Raw genomic sequence first — 12,878 nt, 5'->3', positions numbered from 1 at the left:
CTCTGCCTTCGTCAGGTGGCGGGCGACGTTGCCCCGGGACTCGCACTGCCTCAAGGGCGTTGTGCGTCTTGCAACCGCTCGACCTGCCGTTCGACCAGGTCGGCGGGGAAGGACGCCCTGCCGTCGACGTTCAGCTTCTGGAACGTCACGATGGCGTTCCCGGCCCGGACCACGGTGAACTGTTCGTTGCGCATGCTGGGGCGCTCAAAGCCCGTGGAGGTGACGGGGATGGTCTCCCGGAATCGCACGGCTTCGTCCCCGACGTCCGGCGCCTGTTCCATCGTCAGCGCGGCTTTGAACTTCCCCACCCAGCCTGTGCCTTCGTACGAGCGGCAGGAACCGAGTGCCTGCTTGAGCTGTGCGAAGGCCTGCTGGGCCTTCCCGTCCTCGTAGGCGGCAAATGTCGAATCGCCACCGTAGATGTCGCCCTTCCAGTTGAAGACCTGCACGACGACGGTGGACGCGTGCTCCCCGTCGCGGATGTCGAGCATGGTCTGGCACGTCGGGTCGGACACCGGCGGGAAAGAGCGCCGTTCCTCTTTCGGCGGGGGATCCTGCAGCGAGAGCCCGGCCTCGTACACCCCCGCCACCTCGCTCTCCTCGAGGGTGAGCGCCCGCAACTGCGCCCGCGTCAGGGGCGCTACGGTGGCTTCGGCCGATGCGGTCGCCCGCGCGGTGACCGGGTCCGGCCCTGCGGAACACCCGGAGGCCATCAGGACCCCGGCCATCACGGTGCCGAGAGCCGGCAAAAGCCGCCGCGCGCGGACGCACATGGATGTCCCCCCAAGGCCTGTGAGCGTGAGGACGCTGACGGTAGCGGTGCAGGGGCGCCCATGACCAGGGATTTCCCGTGGAACCACGGGTGCGGCGGTCGCTGAGGGTTGCCCAGCTGAACATCCGTATGCCTGTGGTCGGTGAAGGCTGGCTGCGGGCGAGTTGGTTGCCGTGCTTCGCTGCTGTGCCGAAGCTCCATCGGACCCCCGACAAGCAAGGCGGCATCCGCTCGTGGACAGCATGGTCAAGATCCGGCAGGATCGGCGAATGTCGAGCTGGGAACGGCCGGTGGTGGGCGCCGTATGTGGGTCCCCGGGGGCCGGAAAGACCACCGTTGCCCGCGCAACGGCGCGTCGCCTCGGTGTGCCGTTCCTGACCCGGGATGAGATCAAGCTGGGTCTCGGGCTGTCCTCCGCTTCCGTCGCCGAGGACGGCGGTGTTCGGCTCAACCCGGACTTCGACATCGCCGGCGGTCCTTTGAGTCTCCGCGCTGAGGCTGTGATGGTCAACGCAGGCCAGCTGCTCGCCTCCTCGGGGGTGAGCTTCGTCAGTACGCCCATCTATTACGTCAACGACGTTCCTCACCTGGGCCATGCCTACACCACGTGCGCGGCCGACGTGCTCGCCCGCTGGCACCGACAGCGCGGCGAGCACGTGTGGTTCCTCACGGGGGTGGACGAGCACGGCCAGAAGATCATGCGCACGGCCGAGGCGAACCGGGTATCCCCGCAGGAGTGGTGCGACAGGCTCGTGGAGGAGTCGTGGAAGCCGCTCTGGGAGCATCTGGAGATCGCGCATGACGACTTCATCCGCACCACGCAGAAGCGGCACACCGACCGCGTCCAGGAGTTCGTGCAGGACCTGTACGACAAGGGCGAGATCTACCAGGGCGGCTACGAGGGTCCGTACTGCGTGGGCTGCGAGGAGTACAAGCTCCCCGGTGAGTTGCTCGACGGTGAGGGCGAGCACGCCGGTCAGCAGCTCTGCCCCGTCCACAGGAAGCCGGTGGAGATCCTCAGCGAGGAGAACTACTTCTTCAAGCTGAGCGACTACGGCGACAAGTTGCTCGCCCACTACGAGGCCAACCCGGACTTCATCCAGCCCGAGTCGGCCCGCAACGAGGTCCTGAACTTCGTTCGCCAGGGGCTGCAGGACCTGTCGATCTCCCGCTCGACCTTCGACTGGGGCATCCCGATCCCGTGGGACCCCAAGCACGTGATCTACGTGTGGGTCGACGCGCTGCTGAACTACGCGACGGCGGTCGGCTACAACGAGAACCCGGACAAGTTCGAGTCCATCTTCCCGGCCGACGTCCACCTGGTCGGCAAGGACATCCTCCGCTTCCACGCGGTCATCTGGCCGGCGATGCTGATGGCGCAGGGCCTACCACTGCCCCGCAGGATCGCCGCGAACGGCTGGCTGATGGTCGGCGGTGAGAAGATGTCCAAGTCGAACCTGACCGGCATCAAGCCGCAGGATCTGACCTCGCACTTCGGCGTCGACGCCTACCGCTGGTACTTCCTGCGCGCCATCGCCTTCGGTCAGGACGGCTCCTTCTCCTGGGAGGACTTCTCCGCCCGCTACACCAGCGAGCTGGCCAACGACTACGGCAACCTCGCCTCCCGGGTGGCGGCGATGGTCGGCAAGTACTTCGGTGGCACGCTGCCCGAGGCCACGGCCGAGGACGAAGCCGCGAAGGCGATCCACGACGGCCTGGCCACCGCTGTGGCGGAGGCCGACCGGCGGATCGGCGACGAGCTGGACTTCCAGGGCGGCATCCTGGCCGTCTTCGAGTTCATCAAGCAGGTCAACGGTTACCTCACGGAGCAGGAGCCGTGGAAGGTGGCCAAGGACGACTCGGAGGACGCCCCCGCCCGCCTGGCCACGATCCTCTACACGGCGGCCGAGTCGCTGCGCGCCGTCGCCGTCCTGCTGAACCCGATCATGCCGGAGACCTCGCGGAGGTTGTGGAACTCCCTGGGCGCCGAGGCATCCTTGGGTGCCCTGTCGGACCAGAAGGTCCAGGAGGCGGGCGAGTGGGGCAAACTTCCCGCCGGCACGACCGTCACCAAGGGCGCCGCCCTTTTCCCGCGCCTGGAGGAGCCCGCCCAGGCGTGAGGTGGGCCGGGTGCCCCGCTCCTGGCTTCCTGAGGTCCTGCCCCGGCCTGTGGGGAACGCCAGGGCGGGTCCTGACGGGGTACCTGTCGTGACCCCGGATCGCGGCATGGTGTGGGATGGCGGACAACATCCACGCACGTCCGGCAGCGAAGGGGGAATCGTGGCACGAGCCCAAACCATACGGGCGCTTGCGCGTACGGTGGCCGAAGGAGCCGATCCACGGGCGGTGGCCCAGGAGGAACTGCGCCGCCGCAGTGGACTGGGTGACGGCGGAGGACAGTCCCGGCCATCCGGCCAGGAGAGCGACGTCCAGGACAACGGGATAGACCCCGCCGACTTCCCGGCCGCCCGGGAGCAGAGCGGCGTCATCGACACCGTGATGACCCAGCGGACCGTCCAGCTGGACGAGGCCGGGGAGGCGCTCAACCGCAGCGAACAGCGCCAAAAGGACGGGCAGCACGTCCATGTCATCTGCCCGATGGTCATCCCGCGCGGCCGTTCGTTCCTGAGCATGCTGCCGGTGTCGCTGCTGCTCGTGGTGGGCGTGGTGGGAACCGTCATCGTGGCGGCCACCGGCGGCAGCCCGCTCACCAATCCGCTGTTCGGAATCCATTACTGGCTGCTGGCGGTCGTGGCCGTGGCGTTCGTGTGGTGGCGGCAGGGCATGGTGATGGTGCCGGACGGCTGCCAGGCACTGATCACCCGCTTCGGCAAGCTGGAGCAGGTGGTCGGGTCGGGCCGGGTGGTCCTGCTGAACCCCTGGAAGCGGGTGTCGTACATCGTCAACACCACGCGCGAGTACCCGTTCAACGCACCGGTGCGCGAGGCGCCGACCCGGGGCGGGGTGAAGGCCTCGATCGACCTGTTCATCCAGTTCCGGATCAGTGACCCGACGGAGTTCGTCTACACGCTGGGCGCGGTGCGCGGCTTCGAGGAGAAGCTGGGCAACGCGGTCAGCGAGACGATCCGAAGCCTCATCTACGAGCAGGAGGCCGCCGGGATCTACGACATGGTGGGCGAGGACACCAGCCGGCTGCTGGAACAGCTGAACCAGCAGTTCCGGCCCGCGGTGGAACTGACCAACGCCAACATCACCCACGCGGAGCCGTCGGACCGCGCCTACCGCATGGACCTGGCGTCCCCGGAGATGGTGCGGGTCGCCAAGGACGCCTACACCCACGAGTACGCGCTGCAGCTGCGCAAGGAGCAGGACGAGGGCGACCTGAGCAAGGAGCTGGCCACCCGTCAGGAGACGCTCTCCGCGATCCAGGCGGACATCGCCCAGTACCAGGCCCAGATGGACACCGCGGTGGAGCGGGAGACGAACCGGGCCGAGGCGCTGGCCCGGCAGCGGTACGTGCAGGCCGAGTCGGAGGCTCGTGCCAACGCGGCGCTGCTGGAGGCTCAGGCCCTGGACATTCGTGCGGTGACCGCCGCCGAGGCCCCGGAGATCCTGGAGTACCGCTACCAGCAGCAGGTCCTGGACACGCTGGAGGGAGTGGCGGACCACCTGCCGCGGCTGGTGCGGATCGGCGGCTCGGGCGGTCCCGAGGGCGCGGTCGGCGTCGACTACCTGGCACTCGCACGGGAGCTGGTGGGCGAGCGGGCCACGGAGCTGTTCTCCGACGCCGACATGGAAGCCGTACGGGCCCGTCTGGGGGAGGTCTCCGACCGTATCGCCGGGCGCGAGGCGGAGATCGGCGCCCTACTGGAGGCGGAGCAGCCGACCGTGCCGGCAGTCGGTGCCGGGGACGCCGGAGAAGAGTCCGAAGCCGCAGCCGAGGTGTCCGAGGAGGCCGCACAGTGAGCACCGCACGCACCGTCAACCACCGGTCGGTCATCTCGGAGGAGGTGGCGCCCTGGAGCGACATCCGCCAGCTGCTGCGCGGCGGCGAAGCGGGCATGCTGATCCCGGTCATCATCCCCCGCCACCGGCGCAAGCTGTGGTGGATGCTGCCGTTGTGGCTCGGACTGTTCGGCGTACTGACCGGCGTGATGCTGGCCGTCCAGGGCTCGGACGGCCTGTCCGGCGACGCCTACGCGGCCCTGGCCGTGCTGGCGTTCGTCTTCGGGGCCCTCCTGCTGCTGGCCGGAGGGCTGTGGTGGTGGCGCTCCTCGATCGTGGAGATCGAGCAGGGCACCACCGGCGTCCTGGCCCACTACGGGGCGATCGCCGGCACGCTGGAACCCGGCCGGCACTACCTGTGGCACCCGTGGTCGCGCGTGGACTTCGTGGTGGACACCTCCACCGAGATCCCGTACTCGGCGCCGGTGGTGGCCTGCCCGACGCGGGAGAGCGTGCCGTTGCGGGCGATCGAGTTCTTCCTGAAGTTCCGCATCACCGACGCGGTGCTCTTCGTCCGGACCATCGGCGCGGGCAACTTCGACCTGGTGCTGTCCAGCGTGGTGCAGGACGCCATCCGGCAGCGCGGCCGGCAGGTACGGACCGAGCGGGCGTACGACCTGCGGGGCTCGGACGTGGCCGACATGCAGGAGCTGCTCAACCGCCAGCTGTCCCGCTACGGCGTGCGCATCACCGGCTGCAACATCCCGGACGTGCAGCTGCCCGCCCAGTACCAGCAGCACCTCGCGACCCGCGAGCGGGTCGCCAAGGAGCGCACCGCGTACGAGCAGGAGTGGGGCCTGACGCGCAAGCGACGCACCGACAGCCTGCAGATGGACATCGAGCGGGCGAAGAAGGTGCGCGACGCACGGATCGTCGAGGTGAAGGCCGCGCTGAACAAGGCCCGCGAGGAAGTGGCCCAGCTGCTGGAGGAGCAGGAGACCAACGCGCAGCGGGTCCGCTTCGAGATCGAGACCCGCGGCCGCAGTGGGCTCATCTCCGCCGAGAACGAGGCCCGCGCCCAGCGCAGCCTCGCGCAGGCCTACCGTGACAATCGGGCGGTGCTCCAGTACGAGCTGGCCCGCCGCCGGCTGGAGGTGGGCGCGGTTCTGGCCCAAAAGGCTCCGCAGCCGGTGGTGATCAGCACCGATGGTGCGGGCGGCGACACGTCGGCGCTGTCCACTCTGCTCACCGCCCAGCTGCTGCCGAGGCTCGCCCTGCCGTCCGTGCCCGGCGCGCCCCGCGCCGAGCACGCGCCCGACGGCGAGAGGTAGCGAGCGAGCCGGTTCGCGGAATCAGGGTCCTACGTCTCTTCTTCGCCCCGTCGATCGTCCTGGTCGGCGGGGCGAAGTCGTGCGGGTGACTGGTGGCGAGTGACTGCTGCGGTGCGAGTGACTGCTGCGGCTGCGGGTGCGGCTGCGGGTGCGGGTGAAGATCTCTCTGCGGTGCAACCGTCCCCGGGGTTCGGTAGTCGTCTTCGGTGCCGTCCGCGCCGCCGAGGCGGATCAGGCCGCCCTCATCGGGGTGACCTGACCTCCCCTGCGCCGGATGCGCCTCGCCGGCTTTGGTCCCGGGCGCCCGGGGCCACCAGAGTGTGGAGGAAACACACTTATGCGCAAGCGCGTCACCGTGTCCGCCGTCGCCAGCGCCCTGGCCCTGTCCGCGTTCGCTGTTCCGGGCGCCGCCCAGGCGGACGAGTCCGTGGGCGACACCAAGATCACCAAGGTGGTCGTCAACGGCGGGTCCAACATCGCCCTGGGCACCACGAACGCGAAGACCTTCACCATCGCGGTGACCGCCACCGACGACTCGGGCATCAAGAAGAACTACACCTCTCCCGCGCTGTGGTACGGGCCCGGCCAGAAGATGCCCGACGACCCCTACGGGCTCGTGCTCCCCCGCGACGTGTCCGGCAAGTGCGTGGACCACAACGCCACCACGACCACCTGCACCTTCACCCTGACCATGCGCCCGCGGATCGATCCTCAGGACAACACCACGGCCGGAACCTGGAAGGTCCGCGCCAGCATGGTCGGCAACGACTGGGACTACGTCAGCAAGGACGTCGCCGCCACGGTGAAGGTCAGGCGCTACGCCAAGCTGACGGTCAAGGCCTCGCCGAAGCCGGTGAAGAAGGGCAAGACCCTCACCGTCACCGGCAAACTGACCCGCGCCAACTGGGAGACCTACAAGTACGCCGGCTACACCCGCCAGCCGGTGAAACTGCAGTTCCGCAAGAAGGGCACCAACACCTACACCACCGTCAAGACGGTGACCACGGGTACCGGCGGCGCCCTGAAGACCACCGTCAAGGCCACCACCGCCGGCTACTGGCGCTGGTCCTTCGCCGGCACCTCCACCACCAGCACCGCCACCGCCACCGGCAACTACGTCGCCGTGAAGTAAGCGACGACGAAGCGGGCGGAGACGCTCGCCGGCCGTGGACGGGTCGCCGAGTGCCGGCCCGGCGTGCTGACCCCTGTACCCGGCTCGGTTGTGGCACGGGCTGTGCTCGTCACTCGGCGGTCGCGCCGCGGCGGGGATCGGCCGACCGGATGCAGTCAAGGGCAGACCCGTATCGACTGGCAGCGCCACATGAGCCCTGCTAGACCGGAAGAACGGGAGGTTTGGCATGCCTCGTGATCTGGTCAGGGGGCTGACCGCGCTCCTTGCGGCAGCAGCAGTCCCGCTCGCCGTCTGTCTGCTCCTGCTGCCCGCCCGAGGGATCCTGTCCGTAACCAACGTAGTGCTGATCCTGATGTTGGTCGTCGCGGCGGTGGCCGCCTTCGGCAACCGTGGGGCTGCGGTCCTCACGGCCCTGTCCGCCGCCGTGTGGTTCGTCTTCTTCTTCACCACTCCGTACTCGAGTTTCACCTACATCAACAACGCGGACGAGATCATCACCGCCGGGTTGCTGCTCGTCGTCGGCCTTGCCGTCTCTCAGCTGGCTCGCCGCTACAACCGCGAGCGAGTCATCGCCACCACCCTGCAGCGCAGCCTGCTGCCCCGTGTACTACCGGACACCAGCGCCGTCCGGGCGGCGTGCCGGTACGTACCGGCCGAGGCCGAGGTCGGCGGGGACTGGTTCGACCTGATCCCTCTCCCGGGCTTCCGCACCGCCCTGGTGGTCGGAGACGTGGTCGGCCACAGCCTCAGCTCCGCGGTCACCATGGGTCGGCTGCGCACCGCGGTCCGCAACTTCTCCACCCTCGACCTGCCGCCCGAGGAGCTACTGGCCCGCCTTGACGATGTGGTTCATCAGATGGATGCGGAGGCCGGCACCAGCGAGGACGGGACGGTGGCGGCTACCTGCCTGTATGCGATCTATGACCCGGTCTCCTGTAGCTGCGCGATGGCAAGAGCCGGTCACTTTCCGCCCGCCGTCGTCCATCCGGACGGTCGGGCGGAGATTCTCGAGCTGCCCGAATGCCCCCCGCTCGGCGTAGGCGGCGTGCGCTTTGAGGCCGTCGAGCGGCAGCTGCCGGAGGGCACGCAGCTCGTGCTCTACACCGACGGGCTCATCGAGTACCGACACCGCGACATCGGGGCCGGCCTGAAGCTGCTGTGCGACGCACTCTCCGGCGCGGGGGTCGACCCGGAGGAGACGTGCGAGACGATCCTGAAGGAGGTGCTCCCCGCCCGTCCGATCGATGACGTCGCTCTCCTGATCGCCCGCACCCGCGCGTTTCCGCGTGACCGTATCGCCGAATGGGACATCCCGGCCTCTCCCGCCGCGGTGCCCGCCCTGCGCGCCGAGGTGTCCGCGATGCTGGCCGACTGGACCCTGGGGGAGGCGGCATTCGCTACCGAACTGATCCTCAGCGAGCTGGTCACCAACGCCATCCGCTACGGGGTACCCCCTCTCCACCTGCGTCTTCTGCGCGGAACCACTCTGGTGACGGAGGTCAGCGACAGCAGTAGCACCTCCCCGCACCTACGCTACGCAACGACCACGGACGAAGGCGGTCGCGGAATCTTCCTCGTCGCCCAGTTCGCCGAACGGTGGGGAACCCGCTTCACCCCCACCGGGAAGATCGTCTGGGCCGAGCAGACAGCCCCGTCAGCTCCCGTCGCCCCCGTACTGGCATCGGTTGCGTGAGACGCCGGTGTGCTGCGGAGGCGACCCGGTCGTCGGTGACCGCCCTCGTTGAGCACGTCGGTCAGTGGGCGGGTCAGACCGCCTCGGGCGGCACCACCGACATCCTCACGCAGGATTCGAACCCGCGACACCCGCTTGAGGAGTTCGATTGCGTGGAGCGCCGCCGAAGGCGCCCTTCACCGACCTGACCAGCCGCACACTCAGCCGTCGGGCGGCCCGTCACGGCCTCAGCCCAGGTGGGGAATTACGTGATGCCGACCATGGAGATCGTGGGGAATTTTATGACCGCTCACACATAATCGCCACCAGTGGCAGTTGGCACGTCAATCACGGGGATTAGGCCATAAGTGGACATACTGGCCGGCGCTCGCTACGGTCAAATGAGAGACGCCACAACTGCGAGTAGTAGTCGGTCCGCAGGGAAGTTGGCGTCGGGCGCCGGAATCCACCGGCCTCATGGTGCCAGAGCGAATAGATGCCGCTCCCTGATCATCAACCGCACGAGGGATGTGCTTGGCCAGGTCGAGGCACCATGTGTCGTACCGCTTCAAGGAAGAGGCTAACTATGCGCGCGAAGCGAACCGTCGCACTCGTGGCGAGCCCCCTCGTCGCAGCCGTGGCCCTGGCCTTCTCGCCCGCAGCCATGGCACAGGGCTCGGCCAACACCACCCACGCCGCGCCGGTGTCTGTGACGCAGACCCCGACGCCGTCCCTGGGGGCGAAAGAGGGCAATCGCGATGGGCGGATAGCCGGGCAGGCCGACGGCCCGGACTGCGCATACAAGCAGTCCTGGGCGCCGAAGTCGAAGAACTCGAAGTACATGCAGGCTTACACGGCTGCCTACGAAAGGAACTACGACAAGCTGTGCACCGAGGCGGAGTAGAACAGGGACTTCGCGAAGTCCGGCAGGATGCGCCGGATGTCCCAAGCCCCAAAGACCAGGCTCCGTCACGCGGCTGGCGGGGCCTGCCGCGTGAGACTGGACGAGGAAAGCCCTCCTCGTCACCGCTTTCGGGGCTCCAGTTGCTCCGGCGTCGCCACACAGCGGAACCCGGTGTCGTCGAACCCACGGTGACATCGCTGCCACGACGGGGTGGTCTCTTCGTTCCAGGTGGTGAATACGACGGCCAGGAGGTCGACTAAACCCTCACGAGGCGCCCCGCGGCCACGCGCCGCGGGGCACTCCCGCGCGAGCGTGGCCGGGAGAGTCGCGAGCGCAGCGAGCTGCCAAGGTTTGCGTGGCCGCAGCTCCAGTAATTTCACCGAAAGACAATCTTCCCACTCTCGGCAAAATGATCTCTGCATTTCGAGACAGGCCAGATAAGTGGAATTTCGCTTTCACGGTGGATTCAGTCGCCGACCCTAAGGTGGTCCTGGTGGGCATGATGCAGATCATGTGGACCAACGAATGCACTCGACGGGCTCCCGATTTCGCCGTACCGCACCCGCCTGCCACCGACCGCTTCCGCCTGGAGCCCCTCGGTCCTCAGCACAATGCTGCCGATCACGCCGCCTGGACCTCCAGCATCGCCCACATCCGAGCCAACCCCGACTTCGCCGGCCGCTCCTGGCCGCCTCCGGGGGGCCTGGTGTTACCGACGTCCGCTCCTGGGTCCGGGCGGACCATGCTTCCCTCGACGCCGAGCTCTACCGCGTCGTCAGCGACTGGCTGGCCCGTGAGTGGCCCTTCGGCCGTGTGGAGTACGCGCCTCGCTGAACCAGGCGATCCGTGCCACCACGTCCGGCAGGCAGCACGCAGAAGGCCCGCATGTGCACTAGCGGGCCTTCTGATCTGGGTCACTGGTCGGGGACTTGAAGCCTGGACCCCTTCGTCCCGCAGCAACTTGGGCGGGCGCTGCACCTTGGGCTAGGGCGCTTCGCACCTGCAGCGACCGTCCATCGGCGTTCGCACGAGGACCTCGCAGAACTCGAAAGCGAGTAGGCAGCCCTGCCCGGACGGCTCCCGAACTGTCGCCGTTCGCAGTCAGGTCCAACTGCCTCAGAACCAGCCGTTGTCGCACTTCTGGTCGGTGTGCTTTTGGAACTCCTCGACAGTCATGGCCCGTCCGCCGGCCCAGACCTGGCCCGGTTCCAGTCGCGCCAGGTCGGCTGCGGTGAAGTGAACAACGCCGCGATAGCTGACGCCGCCGCCACCAGAGGCCACGATGAAGATGACCGAGTACCTGTGGGTCGCTTTGAGCCGCTGGTCACCCAGCGGCGCCGGGTCGCCCGTCCAGCCGTCGGGCGTGTGGAACAGCTGGATCTCCTCCGGGCCTTGAACGGACTGGGGTGATCTCACCTGCCAGGACGTGAGATCCTCCACCGGGTCATCTGGGTTGTCGCGGATGACCGAACCCAGTACGTCGACGGAAGCCACACGGTCTTTCCCACAAGGCCGCAGTGAGGCGATGGCGCCGCTGTCCGCTGTCGGGCGGATGCCGATGAGTTCCCGCTGCGGCGGGGAGCAGGAGGCCAGCGTGGATGCGGCCAGTGTTGTGGTCGCGGCCGTCGCCAATGTGCTGGCCCAGCGTCTGTGCACGCGCATTCCCATGGGCCGCCACCATAGAAGCCGCCGGTCACGGGCCGATCACGTTCGGGATGCGCCGGGGAATGCGGAGCGCGACCAGACCGGTCGAAGACGTCAGCAACAGGACGAGGTGCAGCGGGCCCTGCTGCTCGTCTCGCGTCTGACGCGGGCCGCTGGGAGGTGCCTCTCGAAACTCAGGATGAGTCGGAATGGCACGCCCATGTCCGCCGTCTCAGAGCGTCGGACACGCGGTCCGGACCAGGACTCCTCCCCGTAGTGGAACGCCTGTGGCACGCCCCCTGAAATGTCGAAGGGCCAGTCCGGGAGGGAGTTCCGCCTGAGCTGGCCCTTCTCTCTGTGCCCCCGGCAGGATTCGAACCTGCGACACCCGCTTTAGGAGACCTTCACCGCCTCTCAACGGCTCACCTACGTCGGCGTGAGGCAGTCACGGTGATGGTGCCCTGATCCTTCCGTGGAGCAGGCTTTCCAACGGTCCGTCTGGTCGTTCGGAGGCGTCTGTTGGGGTGCGGGGGGCAGGCCGGACGGCGTGCGCGTACGACCGTGAACGGTGGTAACCGTCAGTGCAGAGACGGCCGGCTCGCCGGGCAGGCGCGCGGCGCCGCCGGGGAGTGGTGGAGACGAGGTCTCAGCCGTGGGCGTTCGGCTGTCCTCGCCCGGACCTTGAACGATGTCGTAGACAGCAGCGGCGTGACAACGGCGAACTAGGGCCTGCCTGACGGGTCGCGTCACCGACCCCGCACCCGCCAGCAATGTCACCCGAACGGCGCAACATGGCGTGCCACCCACACGGGTGAAGGTCAAGCTGACTAGTGCCCCAACCGAGGCAATCCGTGAAAGGGGAACCACATGCGCATTCGACGACTCCTCACCGCCGTCATCGCCACGGCAGCCCTCGCCGGACTCGGCCTCGCAGATGCCGCGACCGCCACCGCCGCCGCCCTCACCCCGGGTGAGTGCACGGACGGCGGCGGAAAGGTCGATTGGACCAAGTCGCAGGTGCCCCACACCGGGACCTGCGTGGGCGGTACGCACAACGGGCAGATAGTCGACTAAACCCCGCTACTAGGCGCCCCGCAGCCACGCGCTGCGGGGCGCTCCCTCGCGAGCGTAGCCGGGAGAGCCGCAGGGACCGTGCCGACCCGTCGGGCACGCCAGGTCCAAGTCGGCCCGGAAGCACGTGACGGGGGGAACTCCTCATCTCGGCTGCCAGTCGCCGACATCCGGGTCACCCTGAACCGCCGGGCCACCTCCCGGTCACTGGCCCCGATCAGCGGCTTCGAATCGCACTTGCTCACGCCGAGCCCGCTCCTCGGCCGGCCGTCAGCCCACCGCCATCGGGATACCTCACCTTCCCGGCATAGCGCATCCCACAGGAGCCGTCACGAAGTCGACCTTGATCCCGATTCCGGTCTCCTCGTAGGTGGCGGTCACCTTCTGGAAGATGAGTCCACGCAGCGCGTGGGCCCAGCCGGTTTCCGTTGGTGAGAACTGTCGTC

Annotated in this window: 9 protein-coding genes; 7 read left to right on the top strand and 2 right to left on the bottom strand. The window is 68.2% G+C overall.

Annotated features, from left to right (window positions below; all coding sequences use genetic code 11):
* Nucleotides 1-50: 50 nt before the first annotated feature.
* A complete protein-coding gene (locus ACIHCX_RS23495; protein WP_400032492.1) occupies nucleotides 51-773 on the bottom strand; it encodes a hypothetical protein in 723 nt (240 codons plus the stop codon).
* A gap of 502 nt (nucleotides 774-1,275) precedes the next feature.
* Between ACIHCX_RS23495 and metG the strand changes: the two genes are divergently transcribed.
* The 6 genes from metG to ACIHCX_RS23465 all read left to right on the top strand — a co-directional run bounded on the left by metG (nucleotide 1,276) and on the right by ACIHCX_RS23465 (nucleotide 9,717).
* Nucleotides 1,276-2,892, top strand: a complete 1,617-nt coding sequence (gene metG, locus ACIHCX_RS23490) for a methionine--tRNA ligase (RefSeq protein ID WP_400032745.1) — start codon at nucleotides 1,276-1,278, stop codon at nucleotides 2,890-2,892.
* A 226-nt stretch (nucleotides 2,893-3,118) separates the two neighbouring features.
* Nucleotides 3,119-4,699 (top strand): SPFH domain-containing protein, encoded by a 1,581-nt coding sequence (locus ACIHCX_RS23485; protein ID WP_400032490.1) that lies wholly within the window; start codon nucleotides 3,119-3,121, stop codon nucleotides 4,697-4,699.
* Nucleotides 4,696-6,009 (top strand): SPFH domain-containing protein, encoded by a 1,314-nt coding sequence (locus ACIHCX_RS23480; RefSeq protein ID WP_400032488.1) that lies wholly within the window; start codon nucleotides 4,696-4,698, stop codon nucleotides 6,007-6,009. Before ACIHCX_RS23485 ends, ACIHCX_RS23480 begins: the two co-directional genes overlap by 4 nt.
* A 337-nt stretch (nucleotides 6,010-6,346) precedes the next feature.
* A complete protein-coding gene (locus ACIHCX_RS23475; protein ID WP_400032486.1) occupies nucleotides 6,347-7,141 on the top strand; it encodes a calcium-binding protein in 795 nt (264 codons plus the stop codon).
* Nucleotides 7,142-7,367: 226 nt separating this feature from the next.
* Nucleotides 7,368-8,834: a SpoIIE family protein phosphatase gene (locus tag ACIHCX_RS23470; protein WP_400032484.1), complete on the top strand. Its 1,467-nt coding sequence runs from the start codon at nucleotides 7,368-7,370 to the stop codon at nucleotides 8,832-8,834.
* Between the two features lie 565 nt (nucleotides 8,835-9,399).
* Entirely contained in the window at nucleotides 9,400-9,717 is a 318-nt protein-coding gene (locus ACIHCX_RS23465; RefSeq protein WP_400032482.1) for a hypothetical protein, read from the top strand.
* A gap of 1,116 nt (nucleotides 9,718-10,833) precedes the next feature.
* Here ACIHCX_RS23465 and ACIHCX_RS23460 read toward each other — a convergent pair.
* On the bottom strand, nucleotides 10,834-11,385 hold the full coding sequence (locus ACIHCX_RS23460; RefSeq protein ID WP_400032480.1) for a hypothetical protein: 552 nt from the start codon (nucleotides 11,383-11,385) through the stop codon (nucleotides 10,834-10,836).
* 843 nt (nucleotides 11,386-12,228) lie between these two features.
* Here ACIHCX_RS23460 and ACIHCX_RS23455 point away from each other — a divergent pair.
* Entirely contained in the window at nucleotides 12,229-12,435 is a 207-nt protein-coding gene (locus ACIHCX_RS23455; protein ID WP_400032476.1) for a hypothetical protein, read from the top strand.
* The last annotated feature ends 443 nt before the right edge of the window (nucleotides 12,436-12,878 follow it).

The sequence above is a fragment of the Streptomyces sp. NPDC052043 genome (genome assembly GCF_044548235.1).
Classification (GTDB): Bacteria; Actinomycetota; Actinomycetes; order Streptomycetales; family Streptomycetaceae; genus Streptomyces.
This window is presented reverse-complemented; position numbering and strand designations above follow the sequence as displayed.

What these genes read in the sequence shown, in the direction of transcription:
- ACIHCX_RS23495 (WP_400032492.1), bottom strand. Translation starts at nt 773, where the DNA reads ATGTGCGTCCGCGCGCGGCGGCTTTTGCCGGCTCTCGGCACCGTGATG.
- ACIHCX_RS23465 (WP_400032482.1), top strand. Translation starts at nt 9,400, where the DNA reads ATGCGCGCGAAGCGAACCGTCGCACTCGTGGCGAGCCCCCTCGTCGCA.
- metG (WP_400032745.1), top strand. Translation starts at nt 1,276, where the DNA reads ATGGTCAACGCAGGCCAGCTGCTCGCCTCCTCGGGGGTGAGCTTCGTC.
- ACIHCX_RS23470 (WP_400032484.1), top strand. Translation starts at nt 7,368, where the DNA reads ATGCCTCGTGATCTGGTCAGGGGGCTGACCGCGCTCCTTGCGGCAGCA.
- ACIHCX_RS23475 (WP_400032486.1), top strand. Translation starts at nt 6,347, where the DNA reads ATGCGCAAGCGCGTCACCGTGTCCGCCGTCGCCAGCGCCCTGGCCCTG.
- ACIHCX_RS23460 (WP_400032480.1), bottom strand. Translation starts at nt 11,385, where the DNA reads ATGGGAATGCGCGTGCACAGACGCTGGGCCAGCACATTGGCGACGGCC.
- ACIHCX_RS23455 (WP_400032476.1), top strand. Translation starts at nt 12,229, where the DNA reads ATGCGCATTCGACGACTCCTCACCGCCGTCATCGCCACGGCAGCCCTC.